Source organism: Acidovorax sp. SUPP3434, from assembly GCF_030159015.1.
Taxonomy (GTDB): Bacteria; Pseudomonadota; Gammaproteobacteria; order Burkholderiales; family Burkholderiaceae_C; genus Paracidovorax.
The window spans coordinates 95,757-113,641 of sequence record NZ_BQXL01000005.1 but is presented as its reverse complement, the minus strand read 5'-3'; the positions used below and the strand labels follow the sequence as shown (position 1 = coordinate 113,641).

Below are 17,885 nucleotides of genomic sequence, written 5' to 3'. Positions count from 1 at the left end.
AGCCCGCTCAGCGGGCGGCGGCTTCCACCTTCACCCGGGCGTTGGGCGTCTCGCCGAACATCTCGGGCGCGTACATGGCTTCCACGCGGCTCGGGGGCAGCGCGAAGTCGCCCACGTTGTTCAGCCGCACGGTGTATTCCGCCTTGATGGTGCCCTTGGGCAGGTACTCGTAATAGCTGCGGTAGGCCTCGAAGCTGCGCTCCTCGAAGGCCGCCCAGGCGCTGCCTGAACGCTTCTCGCCCTGCGTGGCGATCTCGGAATCGCGCCCCAGGCCGCTGCCCAGGATGGTGGCGCCGCCCGGGATGGGGTCGGTCAGGGCCACCCAGGTCATGTCGGCGCTGGCGTTCACCTCCAGCGTCACGCGCAGCACGTCGCCGCGCGTGTACTTGCCGGGCACGGCCTGCTCGACCGGGGTGATGGTCTTCTTGATGGCGTAGCCGGCCGCGAACGGCGCCTTGAGCTGGATGGCCGCGACCGACTGCAGCGTGAGCCATGGCTTTCCGGTGCCCTGGTGGGTGACCGCCAGGTTCTCCTTGCCGCCCGTGGGCGACCAGGGCAAGAACATGCTGTTGTTCTTGAAGTTGCCGGGCGATGCGGGTGCGCCGAACCAGGTGGTCTGGTGCGCAGCGCCCGTGGCGTCGCTCGCCTTCACGCGCTCGACCTTCGCCCAGTCCACGCTGGCGTTGCCACTGCCCAGGGCCGCGCGGGTGACGCCGGCGACGGGCGTGGCCTCGAACTTGGCGCTGAATTTCTCCAGCGCCAGGCCGCCCCACAGGTTGGCGGTGGTGGTGTGCCATGCGCCGTTCTGCTGGCGGCTGATGAAGCCGTTGGCCAGGCGACCCATGTCGTCCTTCCAGGCCGGGTCGTCCATCACCGCGAGCATGAGGCGGGCAGTGTTGACGTCACCGTTCTGCATCAGCCACCACCAGTAGTCGTCGCGCTCGGTGCTGAAGATGAGCTTGGTGCCCTGGTAGCTCAGGCGTGCCTTCAGCACCTGCGTGGCCTCGGCCAGCCGCTGGTCGCGCTGGGGCACGTCGTTCACGCGCTTGAGGATGTTCAGCCAGTCGATCACCGTGTGCGTGGGCCACTGGTTGGGCGCGATGGTGACGCTGCCCAACATGCGGCCGGAGGCCTTGCCGTAGCGCGACAGCGCCTCGATGGCCGCGATCTTGCGCATGTCCAGGTCCTTGCGCGGGCTCCAGAAGTCGCGCTGGATGCGCCCTTCCACGAACGCGGTCAGACCGCGCTCCATGGCGGCACGGGCCTCGTCCGGCAGGGCGAACTCGGGGTGCAGGCTGGCGGCTTCGTGCGCCGCCGACAGCAGGTAGGTCGTGAGCGTGTCGCTGCCCCGGTTGGCGCTGCCGGCCTGGGGCGGGAAGTAGTTGGCCAGGCCATCGGCGTCCAGGTAGGTGGGCAATTGCGCCACCACGGTCTGCCAGAGGGTGCCGTCGCGCAGGCCCACGGCCTTGCTGGTCTTTTGCTCCAGGCAGGCGAAGGGGTAGTTGGCGAACCAGTCGCGCACGCCCGGCAGGCCTTCGGCCAGCTTGGGCTGCAGCGACATCTTCAGCCCGCCGCGGCCCGGCAGCGCATCGGCCGGCGGGTTCACGTCCAGGTTGAAGCTGCCGTCCACCTGCACCAGCGTGGCCTGCTGCACCGTGAGCGGCACCGCGGGGATGATGCGCTGGGTGGCCTTGAGCGCGTCGCGCGCGCCGTTGGCGCCCGCCGTGTCGCGGGCTTCGATCTCCCACAGAATGGCCTCGGTGCGCGTCTGCGCCAGCTGCGCGGGGGCGGTCACGGTCCAGGCCACCTCGCGGGATTCGCCGGGCGGGATGTCCACGCTCTGCTTGTCCAGCTGCAGCAGGGTGGCGCGGGCGGCCACCTCGACCTTCATGGCGGCCTGGGTCGTGTTGCGCAGGGTGATCTGGGCGCGGAACTGATCGTCCTCGCGCACCAGCGGCGGCAGGCCGCTGATGATCTGCAGGTCCTGCGTGGCGCGGATCTGGGTCGCACCGGTGCCGAACAAGCCCGTGCCGGCATCGGCGACAGCCACGATCTTGAACGTGGTGAGTGCATCGTTGAGCGGCACGGTCACCTTGGCCTGGCCGTTGGCATCGAGCTGGATCGCGGGCTGCCACAGCAGCAACGTGTCGAGCAACTCGCGCGCCTGGCTGTGGCCGCCCCCGCCGCCCGCTGGCACGGCCTTGCGGCCGTAGTGGCGCCGGCCGATGATTTCCATCTGGGCGGTGGAGGTCTGCACGCCCCAGGAGCGGCGCTGCAGCATGGCATCGAGCAGGTTCCAGCTGGTGTTGGGCATCAGCTCCAGCAGCGCCTGGTCCACGGCGGCCAGGGCCACCTCGGCGCCGGCCGCGGGCTTGCCGCCGGGCAGCGTGGCGGTGATGGTGACCTGCGCCTTGCCGCGCACGGGGTAGCTTTCCTTGTCGGCCACCACCTTCACCTGGATCTGGTGAGCCTGAGTGCCCACGCGGATCTCCGCCACGCCCAGGCGGTAGGCGGGCTTGGACAGATCGACCATGGCGGTGGGCGCAACGTATTCCTTGCCTTCGTACCAGAAGGCGCTCCACCACTCGGTCGGCGCCTTGAAGCCCCAGGTGAAGAAGCTGTACCACGGCACCTCGCGCAGGCGGCCACGCAGGGCCAGCACGCTCACGTAGACGTTGGGGCCCCAGCCCTCCTCGATCTTGACCTGCACGGTCGGGTCCTGGCCGTTGAGCTGCACCACGCGCGTGTCGATGATGCCTTCGCGCTCCACGCTCACCAGCGCCGTCGCGTGGCGGAACGGCATGCGCACCTGCAGCTTGGCGGTCTCGCCGGGCTGGTAGGTTTTCTTTTCGGGCAGCAGGTCGATGCGGTCGTGGTCTTCACCGCCGAACCAGATCTCGCCCTGGCGCGTGACCCAGACGGACGAGGCCGCCTCGGACGTGTTGCCGTCCTTGTCGCGCGCGGTGGCCACGAGCTCCACTTCGCCGGCTTCTTCGAGCTTGGTCTCGCACAGCAGCAAGCCGCGCGAATCGCTCTTGCCCGTGCAGACGGTGCCCAAGTCTTTGGTTTCGGTCTTGTTGTCGTAGCTGTAGAAGCCGCCCACCATGCGCTTGCGGCTGGTGGTGGTGATGCGGGCGATGGCCTGCACCTGGAGCGGAACGCCCTCCTGCACCTTGCCATCCAGCCCCAGCGCGAGCGCCTGGAAGCGGATCTTCTGCGCGGCGGAGACCCAGCCTTCGGTCTTGATGCCCGCCACCACGGCAGCGGGCCACAGGGTCTGCGTGCTTCGCAGCGTCTGCACCTCGCCGCTCGGGTCGGCGTAGGTGGCCTCAAGCACCAGCTCCTGCGGCCGGCGCGCCAGGGGCACGTTGTCGATGGCCAGCTTGCCGGCCCCGTTCTTGTCCAGCGTCAGCGCGAGCTTGTCGGCGATGACGCGGGCGTCCTGGCCGGCGGCCGCTTCTTCGTCGTCGCTGTGGCTTTGCGACTGCGCGCCACGCTGGTTGGGCGGCATGAAGCTGAAGGCGTCGAAATCGCTCCACTGGGCGGATTTGCCGCGCACCAGCGCCGACACGCGCACGGGCAGATTGGCGGCGCCGCCACCGGCCACGTAGTTCACCTGCACGTCGGTGGGCACCGAGCGCACGCGCACCAGGGGCTTCTTGTCGGTTGGCGTGATGCGGCCTTCCAGCACGGGCAGGCGGAACTCCTCGACCCGGAACTGGCCCGACTCGAAGCTGTTGCGGCTGTGCGAGCCGCCCTGCAACTGCACCTGGTACACGCCGAGCTTGGCGGCGGGGGGCACGGCGAAGGTGTTCTCTGCGCTCAGGCCACCCGTGGCGGTCTTGCGCCAGGTGAGGTCCTGCGTGTATTGCTGGCCGCTGCCCACGTGGGTGATGACCAGGGTGTCGGGCTGCTCGTCCGGCAGGCCGAAGCCCTTGCGGTTCTCGGTGCGCAGCAGGTGCTTCATCGACACGGTTTCGCCGGCGCGCAGCAGCGTGCGGTCGAACACGGTGTGGGCGCGCTCGTCGGGGCGGGGTTCCATGCTGGTGGGCAGGTTGAAGCGCCAGGGCTCGATGCCGCGCTGCCAGTCGCTCCAGGTGAAGGCCATGTCCTGCACGCCATCGGCGCCCGGAGCGCGCGCGCTCACGAAGTAGGCCTGCTCGCCGCCATCGTCACCCTGGCAGGACGGCGGCTCGGGCGAGAGGCCGTCGAACAGCGCCACGCCCTGCGCGTCGGTGGTGCCCGTGGCCAGTTCGCGGCCGTTGCAGTCGGACACGCGCACCTTGGCGCCCGCAACCACCTGGCCCTTGTCCAGCGTGGTCACCCAGGCGGCCGAATTCTCGCGGCCGAGCTTGAAATGCACCCCCAGGTTGGTCACCAGCGCCGAAGTGCGCACGTACATGGTGCGGCCTTCGCCGTGGCGCTCGTCCAGCAGCGACTTGCCGAGCAGCGGCGAGGCGATCTCCACCACATGGAAGCCCGTGGGCAGCGGAATGCCCACCACCTCGAAGGGCCGCGGGTCGTTGTTGACCGGCTTGGGCAGGTCCAGCGTCTTCACGCCACCCTGGCCGGACAGCAGCGAGACCATGCGCGACTGCACGTACTCGCTGCTGTCGCTCTCCAGCGCAGCGGGCAGCGCGCCCTTCACGTCGCGGCGGGCGCTCTTGCGGCTCACGAGGTAGCCGTCGTAGCGGCGCACCTTGCGGTACCAGGCAATGATGTCGGCGTCGCTGCCGGGCTGCAGGGTGCTCACCTTGGCGGGCGCCGCGCCATCGGCGGGCTTGCCGGCCTCCAGGCCCTGGACCTTGAGCGCGGCCTCGACGTTGCGCAAGGTCACGGGCAGCAAGGCGGGCTCTTTGGGGCCCTCCGCGTAGCGCTCGACCACGCCGAACGGCGAGGCGGCGAACTTGGCCAGGGGCGGCATGGCGCCTGTGCCCACCTTGAGCGGGAAGCTGTCGGCATTGCGCAGCGTGCGGCCCGAGGCGTCCTTGAAGTCCTTGGGCAACTGCACCGTGAAAGCCGTCTGCGCCGTGAAGGGCGGGTCGAAGCGCACACCGTTCACCACGGTGTCGCCATCGCCTTCGCCGTCGATCCGGGGCTTGAGCGTTTCCTTGTCCGAGCGCAGGCGCACCGCCTCGGCCAGCTTGCGCGGCACGGGTGCGTTGAACGACAGGAACATCGGGCGGATCGGCAGGCAGGCCGACTGGGCGTTCTCGCGCTCGCAGCGGAAATCGGCGGCGAACGGCTCGCGCACCTTGTACTCGTAGCGCTTTTCGATGGTGTTGCCGACGCCGCTCGGCGTGGCCACGCCCTTGCCGAAGACGAGTTGCACCCGCCCGCCCGAGGTCAGTCGCCGGTTGCAGGCCAGGGTGACGTATTTGAGCGGCTCCTTGGCGGCTGTCTTGTCCAGGCCCTGGGAGGCCAGCAGCCCCTCGCGCTGGGCGCCTTCGATCAGGCGCACCGGAACCCGCTCGCCCACGCCGTCGGCCACGCACCAGACGTTGGCCTGCACGCTGGCCAGGGTCGCCGGGCCGTTCAGCTGCAGCATGAAGAACTGCTCTTCGTCGATGGGCTGATAGGTGCCGGGGCGGATGTTCTGGACGTATGGGCCGCCGGTATTGAATGCATAGCTCTTCGTGCCCGACAGCTCGGCGCCGGCGGCCGATTTGAACCCCGACTTCACCTGGGCCGTGCAGCGCACGCCGGGCGGCAGGTCGCCCTTGAAGTCGTAGACCCATTCGCGCTCGCTGGTCCAGCGGCCCGTGCCCTGGCCAGCTTCGGCGTCGGAGCAGCTCACGGAGAGCGGGGCCGGGGCCTTGGGATCGCCGAAATTGACCGCCGGGCCATCGAACTTGGCCACCGCCTGCCGGACGCGGGACACCTCGCCCTGGGGCGAGAAGCTGATGATGGACAGGGCATGGGCCTGGGCGGCCGCGCCCAGGGCCAAGGCCAGCGCCAGGGCGCGGAAGGAATGCGTTGTTGTTGTCATGGCTTTTGCAAAAACGGCGACGGGCCCGGCCCAACGGACCGGCACCCTTTCGAACCCGGCAGCGTAGCCCATCGGCAGGCGGCGAACCACCACCGCATTGACGCAGTTGTAAATGGCCTACACCGCCCGACCCTCTCGCTCCGTGAGAATGGTTTCAATTCCACCCCGGGCGCGCCCATGCCACCCCCCTCCTCCACCCGCCGCTGGGAAATCGATGCCGTCCGGGGCTTGATGCTCGCCCTGATGACCGTCACGCACCTGCCCACCCGGCTCACGCAGCCGCTCGGTCAGCCGTTCGGCTTCGTCTCGGCGGCCGAGGGCTTCGTGCTGCTCTCGGCTTACATGGCCGGCATGGTCTACGGCCGGCTCGCCTGGCGCAAGACCGTGGCGGACATGCGCCAGGCCTTCTGGCGCCGTGCCCTCAAGATCTACGGCTGCCAGGCGGCCACGCTGCTGTTCCTGTTCACGGTGATCGCCTTCATCGGCATCCGCGTGGACGAGCCCGCCATCAAGGGCATGATGACCTTCTACCTGCTGCACCCGCTGGAGGCCCTGGTGGGCGGGCTGCTGCTGGTGTACGAACCGCCGTTGCTGGACATCCTGCCGCTGTACGTGCTGTTCATGCTGGCCAGCCCCTGGCTGATGACGTTCGCGCTGCGTCGCGGCTGGGCGCCGATCATGGCCGGCAGTGTGCTGCTGTGGCTGTTGGCGCAGTTCGGTCTGTCGCGCTGGTTCTATGACGGCTTCGCGGCGGTGCTGCCCATGCCGATCCCCTTCACCGAAACCGGCGCCTTCGTGATGTGGAGCTGGCAGTTCCTGTGGGTGCTGGGCCTGTGGATGGGCGCGAGCCGCAACGACCCCGAGGCGCCGCCGTTCGAGTTCCCGCGCTGGTCGCTGTGGGTGGCCGGCGCCATCGCCGTGGTGTGCATGGTGTGGCGGCATGTCGTCGGCCAGGTGCCGTTCGGGGACGCCAACCCGCAGCTCAACCTGCTGTTCGACAAATGGGCCCTGGGCCCGCTGCGCCTGATCGACCTGATGGCCCTCACGGCGCTGACCATCCGTTTCGGGCCGGCGCTGGCGGCGAAGCTGCCGCGCCAGCACTGGCTGGAAACCCTGGGCGCGGCCTCGCTGCCGGTGTTCTGCGCCCACCTGGTGGTGGTGCTGCTCACCCTGGTGTTCATGGGAGCGGACTACGAGCGGCCCTGGCCGCAGGACATCGCCCTGCTGATCGCCTGTTTTGCCACCCTCTATGCCGTGGCCCGCGTGAGCCTGTGGGTGGACAAGCCGCCCAACGACGATGGTCGCCCGGTGCAGCCCGCACCCGATACCGGCGGCGGCCCCTCAGCCGCAGTGGCCAGCGGCGCGCTGCCGTCAGGCGGCGCCAGTGCCGGCCGGGACGGCCCGAGCGCGGCTCAGCGCCCGGTGCTCACCCGCACCAGCGCGGGGTTGCCGGTGGCCACCGTGGCGGCAGGCATGGCGGCCGTGGCGGTGGGCGAAGCGCCGCCCGCCCGTATCGCGGGGGCCGGCGCCACGAACGCGCCGATCACCGTGCGCCACAGGTCGTAGCCGGCATCGTTCATGTGCAGGCGGTCGGGGCCGAAAAGTTCTGCCCGCGGCTGCCCGGAGGCGTCGAGCATGGCCGAGAAGACGTCGATGTAATCGCTGTTGGGCACGGTGCGTACGTACTGCGCCAGCAGGGCGTTGGCCTGCTGCATCTGGGGCATCAGCGCCACGCGCGAAGGGCTGGGCTTGATGGAGATGTAGCTGATGCGGGTGTCGGGGAGTTCGGCGCGCACGGTCTGCACGAAGGAGCGGAAGCTCTCCAGGATCTGCTCGGGCGTGCGGCCCTCGGCCAGATCGTTGTCGCCGGCATAGACCATCACATGGCGCGGGCGGTACTGGAGCACCAGGTTTTTCACGAAATGGTTGCAGTCCGCCATGGTGGAGCCGCCGAAGCCGCGGTTGATCACCACGGGCAACTGGCGGAAGTCCTCCGCCACGTCGGTCCAGAAACGGATGGTCGAGCTGCCGACGAAGAGGACGCCGCCGGCCTGCGGGAGCCGTTCTTTGTCGGCTGCGGCGAAGGCATCCATGCTGGACTGCCAGCGCGCATAGGCCGAGGGCGACGTGGCGGCAGCCGACGGCGCGGTAGAGTCGGCGGGGGTCGCCTGCGCGGCGAATCCCGCACAGGCCAGAGCCAGGGTCACAAGGGAACGCGTCGGGAAAGCCCGAAGAGAATGCATGGCGACTCCAAAAAGGACTGCAGCGGCGTGTGAGCGATTGTGCTGGCCTGCGTTCCGCAAGCATACAATTTTTACAAATTTACACCAACACCGGCCGCCGGGTTTCCATCGACATGCCTTCCGCTTCCCAGGCCCCAGCGGGCCCCGTGCCGTTCTGGCACCGGCTCAACCAGTTCTTCGCTTTCCCCCTGCAGCGCAAGCCGCTGTTCTACAGCACCGTGCTGGCCGTGTGCAGCATGCTGTACGGCGTGCTGTTCTTCCTGCCGGACGTACTGGCCGTGCTGCTGATCGAGGTCGGCATCCTGCTGGCCGCGTCGCGCTACGGCTTCAAGGTGGTGGCGATGGGCTCGCGCGGCCTGCAGCGCGCCGAGGATTTCCCCGACCGGCTGGACGACGAATGGACCGCCCTGCCCTGGAAGCTGTTCGGCATCCTGCTCGTGCAGGGCATCGTGGTGGGCTGGCTGCAGCGGGTCAGCACGGGCCTGGCGGAACTCGCCTGGCTGGCCGTGAGCTTCCTGCTGCCGGCCACCATGATCCTGCTGGTGCAGACGGGCAGCCTGTTCGCATCGCTGAACCCCGCCGCTGCCTGGGGCGTGGTGCGGATCATCGGCTGGCCCTATGGGCTGCTGTGCTTTTTCCTGTTTTTGCTCAGCCAGGGCGCGGCCATCGCGCTGGCGCTGCTGATGCCGCTGTTCAAGGGCTGGCTGCTGCTGCCGCTGGGCAACTGGCTGTTCATCTATTTCGGCTGGGTGATGTGCAGCCTGCTGGGCTACGCCATGTACCAGAACCACGAGGCCTTCGGCATCGACCTGCTGCCCGGCGGCGGGCTGGACGACGATGCGCCGCCGGACCGGCGCACGCCCCGGCAGATCGCGCAGGAAGCGACCGACGCGCTGGTGGCCCAGCAGATCACCGACGGCGACCTGGCCGGTGCCCTGGGCACGGCCTACGAAGACCAGCGCATGCATGGGGATGAATTGCCCGCCCAGCGCCGCTACCACCGCGTGCTGGCGCTGACCGACAAGACCGACACCCTGCTGCTGCATGCCCAGCGCTTCATCCCGCTGCTGCTGAACGCGGGCCAGACGACCGAGGCGCTCAAGGCGTTCGTCACCTGCCGCGAGCGCGACGCCCAATTCGTGATTTCGGACCCGGGCCACACCCTGGCCCTGGCCAACACGGCGTGGAACGGCGGCGATGCGAAGCAGGCCATCGCGCTGCTGGGCGGGTTCGACCGGCGCTTCAAGGGGCATGCGCTGGTGCCCAAGGCCTACGAACTGGTCGCCCGCGTGCTGCTGCAGGGCATGAACCGCCCCGACATGGCCCTGAAGGTGCTCGCCACCCTGCAGGCGCGGCATGCGGACAGCCCCTCGGTGGCGGAGGTGCAATGGCTGCTGCGCGCCCATTTGCCGCAGCCGGCGGCAGGCGGCGAAGCGCCCTCCACGCCTTGAGGCGACGCAGGCAGGCGCCATCGATTTGCTACTGAATTAATAGCAATACGCCCTAGTACTGATTGTGCTGGAACGGGTTTTTGCTTCAAATCCAGGGTTGCCTGGCAGGCGGCCCGCCCTACCGGCCTTCGAGCAGCCGCAGCGGCGCGCTGCCGGGTGCCAGTTGCTGCAACTGCGGCAGCCAAGCCATGGCCTGCTCGCGCCGCCCGGACTGCAGCAGCGCCGTGACCAGCATGCCCACCAGTTCGCCCAGCGCCGCATGCTGCGGCGCGGTGCGGTGCAGGGCCGTGAGCAGCTTCTCGGCGTCGCTCCACTGCCCCGCACGCACGAAGCGGCGCGCCAGGCCCGCCATGTCGTCGGGCACCAGGCGGGCGCTGGGCCGGGCATGGTCCAGGTAGGTGCGGTAGCTGGCGTGCTGGAAGTCCAGCGTGGCGGCGTCCTGCCCCGGCAGCCGGAAGATGCGGCGGGCGGCACGGTGAAAATCCTCGCCCGCCGGCCACAGGCTGGCGGTCTTGAACCAGGCGCTCAGCACCGGCACATCGCGCGGGCGCAACTGCGCCGCCGCCCGCCACTGCACCAGGGCCCGCTCGAACTGCATCGCCTGGGCCGACTGCCGGGCCTGGGCCACGTGGGCATCGAAGCCGTCGTCCGGCGCGGCGGCTGCCTCGGGCGGCGGCGCCTCGATCGCCTTGCGCCGCACCAGACCGGCGCCCCACATCAGCGCGGCGCCCGTCAGCAGCCCGCCCAGGTGGGCCATGTAGGCCACGCCCCGTCCGCTGAGCCAGTGCTGCAGCAACTCGTTGGCGATCCACGCCGGCAACAGCAGCAGCGCGGGCGCGGTGACGTAGTTGAAATAAAAGAACAGCTGGTAGAAGAACCGCACGCGGCGCAGCCGGTACAGCACCGCGTACATGCCCATGAGGGCCGACACCGCACCGGACGCCCCCAGGCCGTAGCTGCCTTGGCCTGCATAGGCCCACCCGGCCATCAGCGACCCGCCCACGGCCCCCAGCAGGTAGAAGGCCAGGTACCGCCACCGCCCCAGGGCCAGCTCGACCGAAAAGCCGAAGAGGAACAAGAACACCATGTTGCCCAGCAGGTGGCCCGTGCTGGCATGCAGGAAAGCGGCGGTGATCCAGGTCACGGGCCGCGGGGGCGCGTCCTTTTCGTAGCTCTGCGCCCAGCGGCGGGTGAAGGGCTCGGGCAGCGCCGCCTCATACCGGGCGCGGGCGGCCTTCCAGTCGGCGTACTGCGGGTCGTCCGCGCGCACGACCAGGCGGGCGTGCAGGCGCTTTTGAAAGCCTTCCTCGTGCTCCATCCACCGCAGCAGCGCGTGCTCCCGGTGCGCTGCCAGCATGCGCCGCGCCTGCTCGGCATCGCGGTGGCCGGCGTCCTTGAGCCACTGCACGAAAGGCGGCAGTTCGATGCCGGGCAAGGGACTGTCCAGATAGACCTGCGCCGCCCGGTCCACGGCCTTGGCCTCCCAGCGCTGCGGGCCCCAGAAGACCAGCAGGTTGACCAGGATGATCAGCACCGTCATCCATGGCGGGTTGCGCCAGGTGGGGCGGTTGTCCAGCGGGATGGCATAGAACATGGCGGGCCTGCGTCACCTCAAGGCGGGCAACGCCGGGCCCAGCGGGCCGGCCTGCGGCGCCGCGGCGGGACAGCGCGCAACCCTCACTGGGGCACGAAGCCGCTGCGCTGGATGATGCGCGTCCAGGCCTGGGTGTAGGCCTGCTGGCGCGCCGCCAGTTGCTGGGGCGTCATCGACGCCACCGTCAGCCCCAGGGCCGTGAGCTGCCGGTTCACGTCGGGCTGGGCGACCACCTTGGCCAGCGCCTGCGAGAAGCGGGTGACGAACGCGGCCGGCGTGCCGGTGGGCGCATAGAAGCCGTAGTAGGGCAGGTCCTCGAAGCCCTTGAGCCCCAGTTCGTCGAACGTGGGCACGTCCGGCAGCGCGGCCTGGCGCTGGGTGCCCAGCACGGCCAGCACGCGCACCTTGCCGCCCTTGTGGTTCTCGATGAAGTCCTGCACCGAAGCCACCCCGGCGGGAATCTGGTTGCCCAGCATGTCGGCGATCATGGGCGCGCTGCCGCGGTATGGCGCCGCCACCAGGTCGATGCGGTACTTCTCGCCGATGAGCTTGACCAGAAACTCCGGCGTGGAGGCCGGGGCCGGGATGCCCACCGCGCCCTTGCCCCCGCCCTGGGTGGTGACCCACTGCACGTAGTCGTTGAACGACCCGGCCGGCGACGCGCCGGACACGGCAAAGGCATTCACGAAGGTGGCCACGCCGCCGACCGGCACGAAGTCGTGCACGGGGTCGTAGCCCGGGTGCTTGACCACCTGCGGCAGGATGGAGATGGTGTGGTCGTGCGACAGGAACACGGTGTGCCCGTCGGCCGGCGCGGCCTTGAGGGCCTGGGCGGCGATCTGCCCGCCCGCGCCGGGGCGGTTGTCCACCACCACCGGGGCGCCCAGCTCGTCCTTGAGCTTGTCGGACAGCAGCCGCGCGATCGCGTCGGTGCCCCCGCCCGGCGGAAAGCCCACCAGGATGCGGATCGTCGGGCCGGCCGGCGGCGTCTGGGCCGAGGCCACGGCGGCGACCGCCGTGGCGCCCACCCAGACCGCGGCGCGGGCCATGCGCAAGACCCAGTGGCGGCGCGAGGAAGAACGATGCATGGAGGGCTCCGTGAAAGTGTGCGGACGGGGTGAGGTGAGCAGCAATCAGGCCAGGCGGGCGCGGTGGCGGGCCAGTTGGGCGCGCACCTGGGCCGGCGCAGTGCCGCCCAGCGTGTTGCGGGCGTTGAGCGAGCCGCGCAGGCTGAGGGCGTCGAACACGTCCTTTTCGATCTGCAGGTGAAAGCCCTGCAGCACGGCCAGGGGCAGCTCCGACAGGTCCACGTTGTGCGACACGGCGGCCTTCACGGCATGGGCCACGGTCTCGTGCGCATCGCGGAACGGCAGGCCTTTCTTGACGAGGTAGTCGGCCAGGTCGGTGGCGGTGGCGTAGCCCTTGAGCGCGGCCTGCTCCATGGCAGGGGCGTTGACGGTGATGCCGCCTTCCTTCTTGCCCGTGGCCGGGTTCGGCTGGCCGCCGACCATCTCGGCGAAGATGCGCAGCGTGTCCTTCAGCGTGTCCACGGTGTCGAACAGCGGTTCCTTGTCTTCCTGGTTGTCCTTGTTGTAGGCCAGGGGCTGGCCCTTCATCAGCGTGATGAGGCCCATCAGGTGGCCGACCACGCGGCCCGTCTTGCCGCGCGCCAGTTCGGGCACGTCGGGATTTTTCTTCTGCGGCATGATCGACGAGCCCGTGGTGAAGCGGTCGGCGATCTTGATGAAGCCGAAGTTCTGGCTCATCCAGATGATGAGTTCTTCCGACAGGCGGCTCACGTGCACCATGCACAGGCTGGCGGCGGCGGTGAACTCGATGGCGAAGTCGCGGTCGCTCACGGCGTCCAGGCTGTTCTGGCACACGCCGTCCATGCCCAGGGTTTTGGCCACGCGCTCGCGGTCCAGCGGGTAGGTCGTGCCGGCCAGGGCGGCGGCGCCCAGGGGCAGCACATTGACGCGGCGGCGCACGTCAGCCATGCGGTCGGCATCGCGCGCGAACATCTCCACGTAGGCCAGCATGTGGTGGCCGAAGCTCACCGGCTGCGCCACCTGCAGGTGGGTGAAGCCGGGCAGGATCACCTCCACGTTCTGCTCGGCCACGTCGACCAGCGACACCTGCAGTTTCTTGAGCAGGTCGGCGATCAGGTCGATCTCGCCGCGCAGCCACAGGCGCACGTCGGTGGCCACCTGGTCGTTGCGGCTGCGGCCGGTGTGCAGGCGCTTGCCGGCGTCGCCCACCAGTTGCGTGAGGCGCGCCTCGATGTTCAGGTGCACGTCTTCCAGGTCGAGCTTCCACTCGAAAGCACCGGATTCGATCTCTTCTTTGATCTGCGCCATGCCGCGCTGGATGGAGGCGTGGTCGGCGGCCGAGATGATGCCCTGCGCGGCGAGCATGTCGGCGTGCGCGAGGCTGCCGGCGATGTCGGCCTGCCACAGGCGCTTGTCGAAGAACACGCTCGACGTGTAGCGCTTGACCAGGTCGCTCATGGGCTCGGAAAACAGCGCCGACCAGGCCTGGGCCTTGGTGTCGAGCTGGTTGTGGGAGGGGGCGGACGCTGGGCTGGAGGCGGGGCTGGTGGACATGGAGGGCAATAATCCGGTGGTTCAGACACCCGGAACACCCGGATGCCGCAATGCAAGAGACGCAAATTTTATCGACCCGGCCGCAGGCCCTGACCGAAGACCCCCGCCAGCCCCTGGGCCGGCGGGTGCTGGTGTTCGACGCCTGCCATGTCGGGGTGATCCTGCGCGCGGTGCTTTTCGTGGAGGCAGTGCTGGGCGTGGGCGCCCTCTTCAACACCGCCACGCCCCTGGAATGGCTCGGCCGGCTGTCGCTGCTGACGGGCGGCGCCCTGCCCGCCACGCTGGCCTGGCTGGTCACCGCCTGCAGCCTGAAGACCGTGCTGCAGCGCCTGCCGGTGGCGTTGCAATACACGGCGGGCGTGGCGCTGGGCACGCTGTCCGGGCTGTATGCCTGCGGCATGCTCGCGCTGGTGGGCGTGGCGGCCGACCCGCCCTGGCTGGCCAGTGCCGCCAGCGGCGCCCTGCTGTCGGCGGCGCTGGTGGCGGCACTGGTGCTGCGCGCCCGCGCCCGCACGCCCGCGGCCACCACGGCGCGGCTGTCGGAGCTGCAATCGCGCATCCGCCCGCATTTTTTGTTCAACACGCTCAACAGCGCCATCGCCCTGGTGCGGGCGGAGCCGGCCAAGGCCGAGGCGCTGCTGGAGGACCTGAGCGACCTGTTCCGCCACGCGCTGGTGGACCAGGGCGAGTCGGCCACGCTGGGCGAAGAGATCACCCTGGCGCGCCGTTACCTGGACATCGAGCAGGTGCGCTTCGAGGAACGGCTGCGCGTGCAGTGGTCGCTGGACGCCCGCGCCGACGGTGCCCGCCTGCCCCCGCTGCTGCTGCAGCCGCTGGTGGAAAACGCGGTCAAGCACGGCGTGGAGCCGAGCGCCACGGGCGGGCGGCTGCGCATCGTGACCGAGCTGCGCGGCAGCCGCGTGATCGTGGTCATCACCAACACCGTGCCTGCCGCGCCGCAGCGCGAGGGCGGCAGGCCGCGCGGCCATGGCATTGCGCTGGCCAACGTGCGCGACCGCCTGCGGCTGCTGCACGACGTGCAGTGCGAGTTCAGCGCCGGCATGCAAAATGGCCGCTACCAGGTGCGCATTTCGTTGCCCGCGCGGTCCTGACCTTTCCCCCTTCGCCCCTGCCATGCACATCCTGATCGTTGACGACGAAGCCCTGGCCCGCAGCCGCCTGCGCACCCTGCTGGCCGACTGCGACGCGCGACACACCGCCGCCGAGGCCGCCAACGCCGCCGACGCGCTGGCGCAACTGCAGCCCTCGGGCGGCCGCGCCTTCGACACCGTGCTGCTGGACATCCACATGCCCGGGCAGGACGGCCTGGCCCTGGCCCATGCCATGCGCACCCTGCCCTACCCGCCGGCCATCGTCTTCGTGACGGCCCATGCGGACCACGCCGTGAGCGCGTTCGAGCTGGACGCGGTGGACTACCTCACCAAGCCCGTGCGGCGCGAGCGGCTGGAAAAAGCCCTGGGCAAGGCCCTGCGCGCCCGGCACCCGGGCGCCACGCCCGCGCCCACGGCGCCCATTCCCGATGGCGAGACCCTGCTGATCCAGGACCGGGGCCGCACCGAGCGCGTGCCGCTGGCCGAGGTGCTGTACTTCAAGGCCGAGCAGAAATACCTGACGGTGCGCACCGCCGTGCGCAGCTACATCCTGGACGGCTCGCTGAGCGAGCTGGAGGCACGCCACGGCGACCGATTCCTGCGCATCCACCGCAACGCGCTGGTGGCCCGCCGCGCGGTGCGGGCGCTGGAAAAGCACTACGACCCCGAGGAGGGCGAAGGCTGGGCCGTGCGGCTGCACGGGCTGACCGAATTGCTGGCCGTGTCGCGCCGGCAGGTGGCGGCCGTGCGCGAAGAACTGGCCGGCTGAAGACTGAAGGTGTTTCAGGCCGCCAGCACAATCAAACCGCCGGCATACCGCTATTGATTTAATAGCAAACTCAGGTCCTGACGCGCCGCCGCACCGGGGCCGCACGGCCGGTCAGTGCGCGTGGGCCATGCCGCTCACCAGCGTGACCACCGTCATCCCCGCCACCAGCCAGGCGATCTGCGCCACCGTCTGGCCCGCGCTCAGGCGCTTTTGCAGCTGCGGGATCAGGTCGGCCAGCGCCACGTAGATGAAGCTGCTGGAGGCGATGGCCAGGAAGTAAGGCAGCCAGTCCTGCAGTTCGCCGACCAGGAAATACCCCACGACCCCGCCCAGGGCGGTGACCGCACCGGCCAGCGACACCTTCAGCAGCGCCATGCGGCGGTTGGCGCTGGCCTGGCGCAGCACCACCAGGTCGCCCATGTGGTGCGGCACCTCGTGCGCCAGCACCGACAGCGCCGCCACCACGCCCAGGCGCAGGTCGGCCATGAAGGCCGAGGCGATCAGGATGCCGTCGCCGAAGCAGTGCACGCTGTCGCCCGTGAGCAGTGCCCAGCCGCCGCCGCGCCGCGCTTCGCCTTCGGCATGGGCGTGCGCATCGCCGTTCGCGTGGTCATGGGCGTGGCCGTGCCCCTGCGTATGGCCATGGGCATGCCCGTGCGAATGCGCATGGCCGTGTCCGTGGCCGTGCTCGTGCCCGTGGTGCCACAGCTCGGCCTTGTCAAGCAGAAAGAAGAACACCAGCCCCACCAGCAGCGTGGCGAACAGGTCGTGCGCGCCGGCCTGGCTCTCGAACGCCTCGGGCAGCAGGTGCATGAAGGCCGTGGCCAGCAGCGCGCCGGCCGCCAGGCTCAGCAGGTGCTGCGGCCCCACGCCGCGCCGGCCGTCGCCCAGCCCCGCGCGCATCAACAGGGCGGCCACCCACACGCTGCCGATGCCGGCCGCCAGCGTGGCCAGGATGATTGCTACCAAAGTCATGGCTTCTCGTGCTTTCCCTGCAAGGCCTGTCGGCCTTTTGTATCGAATCGATTCGGCGCGCACGGCGCGCAAAAAAAGCCCCGAAGGGCTTTGGCGGGACCGCTGGGGCAGGAACGCCGCCGGCGATGGTCTCTCAGGCCACGCCGTGTGTCTTGAACCACTGCAGCGCCCGCTTCCATCCGTCCTCGGCCGCTTCCTTGCGGAAGCTGGGCCGGTAGTCGGCATGGAAGGCATGGGGCGCGTCGGGGTACACGACGAACTGCGACGCCTTGGCGGCGGCGGAGCCGGTCTGGAGAGCCGCTTTCATCTTATCAATCGTGTCAAGGGGGATGCCGCTGTCTTTTTCGCCGTACAGGCCCAGCACCGGCGCCTTGAGGATCGGGGCGATGTCCACCGGGTGCTTGGGCGTGAGCTCGCTGGCCTGTCCCACCAGCCGGCCGTACCAGGCCACGCCCGCCTTGACGGGGCCGTGGGCCGCGTACAGCCACGTGATGCGGCCACCCCAGCAAAAACCGGTGATGCCGACCTTCTTCAGGTCGCCGCCGTTCTCGCCCGCCCACTTCACGGTGCCGTCCAGATCGGCGAGCACCTGCGCGTCAGGCACCTTGGAGACCAGCTCGCTCATCAGCTTGGCGGCTTCGGTGTACTGGAGCGGGTCGCCCTGGCGGGCATACAGCTCGGGGGCGATGGCCAGGTAGCCGGCCTTGGCGAAACGGCGGCAGGTGTCGGCGATGTATTCGTGCACGCCGAAGATCTCCTGGATCACCAGCACCACCGGCAGGTCGGTCTTGCCGGCGGGCGCGGCGCGATAGGCCGGCACCTTGAAGCCGTTGACCTCGATGCTGACCTTGCCCGCCGTGAGCCCGTCTGCGGGCGTCTGGATCGCGGTCTGCGCCATCACGGGCATGGCCGCGGCGGCATAGCCCACGCCGAAACCGGCACCCAGGGCGACACGCATCGCGGTTCGGCGGGTGGCTCCCGCCTCGGTGCTCTGGCCCGGCAAGAGGGCGTCGAAATCGGTCTTGAGGTCATCACGCAGCATGGTCTGGCTCCTGGTTGGGTGAAAGGATCGGCAGCGCAAGAGTCTAGGGCCTGCGGCGCGTGGCAGCATGACCCGCGGGGCTGAACGGGTTTGCCGCCGTTCGCCCA

Annotated in this window: 10 protein-coding genes and 1 pseudogene; 4 read left to right on the top strand and 7 right to left on the bottom strand. The window is 69.7% G+C overall.

Annotated features, from left to right (window positions below; all coding sequences use genetic code 11):
• Positions 1-7 precede the first annotated feature (7 nt).
• Positions 8-5,989, bottom strand: coding sequence for an alpha-2-macroglobulin family protein (locus tag AVKW3434_RS10895; RefSeq protein ID WP_284405856.1), 5,982 nt, complete (start codon positions 5,987-5,989; stop codon positions 8-10).
• On the opposite strand from AVKW3434_RS10895, the pseudogene AVKW3434_RS10890 reads away from it, so the two are divergent.
• Positions 5,918-7,207, top strand: a pseudogene (locus AVKW3434_RS10890) (OpgC domain-containing protein); the annotation flags it as partial. The gene AVKW3434_RS10895 and the pseudogene AVKW3434_RS10890 overlap by 72 nt on opposite strands.
• Before the next feature lie 194 nt (positions 7,208-7,401).
• Here AVKW3434_RS10890 and AVKW3434_RS10885 read toward each other — a convergent pair.
• A complete protein-coding gene (locus tag AVKW3434_RS10885; RefSeq protein WP_502869054.1) occupies positions 7,402-8,232 on the bottom strand; it encodes an SGNH/GDSL hydrolase family protein in 831 nt (276 codons plus the stop codon).
• A gap of 113 nt (positions 8,233-8,345) precedes the next feature.
• Here AVKW3434_RS10885 and AVKW3434_RS10880 point away from each other — a divergent pair, with 113 nt between their 5' ends.
• Positions 8,346-9,683 (top strand): tetratricopeptide repeat protein, encoded by a 1,338-nt coding sequence (locus AVKW3434_RS10880; protein WP_284405855.1) that lies wholly within the window; start codon positions 8,346-8,348, stop codon positions 9,681-9,683.
• Positions 9,684-9,801: 118 nt separating this feature from the next.
• Here AVKW3434_RS10880 and AVKW3434_RS10875 read toward each other — a convergent pair whose 3' ends face one another.
• The 3 genes from AVKW3434_RS10875 to argH all read right to left on the bottom strand — a co-directional run bounded on the left by AVKW3434_RS10875 (position 9,802) and on the right by argH (position 13,880).
• A complete protein-coding gene (locus AVKW3434_RS10875; protein ID WP_284405854.1) occupies positions 9,802-11,277 on the bottom strand; it encodes a rhomboid family protein in 1,476 nt (491 codons plus the stop codon).
• A gap of 83 nt (positions 11,278-11,360) precedes the next feature.
• The gene (locus AVKW3434_RS10870) at positions 11,361-12,326 is read right to left on the bottom strand and encodes a Bug family tripartite tricarboxylate transporter substrate binding protein (RefSeq protein WP_502869060.1); all 966 of its coding nucleotides are present in this window, start codon (positions 12,324-12,326) and stop codon (positions 11,361-11,363) included.
• Positions 12,327-12,410: 84 nt separating this feature from the next.
• Complete coding sequence (gene argH / locus AVKW3434_RS10865; RefSeq protein WP_284405852.1) at positions 12,411-13,880, bottom strand: argininosuccinate lyase; 1,470 nt, start codon at positions 13,878-13,880, stop codon at positions 12,411-12,413.
• A gap of 50 nt (positions 13,881-13,930) precedes the next feature.
• Here argH and AVKW3434_RS10860 point away from each other — a divergent pair, with 50 nt between their 5' ends.
• Positions 13,931-14,992 carry a sensor histidine kinase gene (locus AVKW3434_RS10860; RefSeq protein ID WP_284405851.1) on the top strand — a complete coding sequence of 354 codons (1,062 nt, stop codon included), beginning with the start codon at positions 13,931-13,933 and terminating at the stop codon, positions 14,990-14,992.
• 22 nt (positions 14,993-15,014) lie between these two features.
• Complete coding sequence (locus tag AVKW3434_RS10855; protein WP_284405850.1) at positions 15,015-15,761, top strand: LytR/AlgR family response regulator transcription factor; 747 nt, start codon at positions 15,015-15,017, stop codon at positions 15,759-15,761.
• A gap of 111 nt (positions 15,762-15,872) precedes the next feature.
• Here the strand turns inward: AVKW3434_RS10855 and AVKW3434_RS10850 are convergent, their stop codons facing one another.
• Entirely contained in the window at positions 15,873-16,736 is an 864-nt protein-coding gene (locus AVKW3434_RS10850; protein ID WP_284405849.1) for a ZIP family metal transporter, read from the bottom strand.
• Between the two features lie 133 nt (positions 16,737-16,869).
• Positions 16,870-17,778 carry a dienelactone hydrolase family protein gene (locus tag AVKW3434_RS10845; RefSeq protein WP_272564527.1) on the bottom strand — a complete coding sequence of 303 codons (909 nt, stop codon included), beginning with the start codon at positions 17,776-17,778 and terminating at the stop codon, positions 16,870-16,872.
• Positions 17,779-17,885 lie beyond the last annotated feature (107 nt).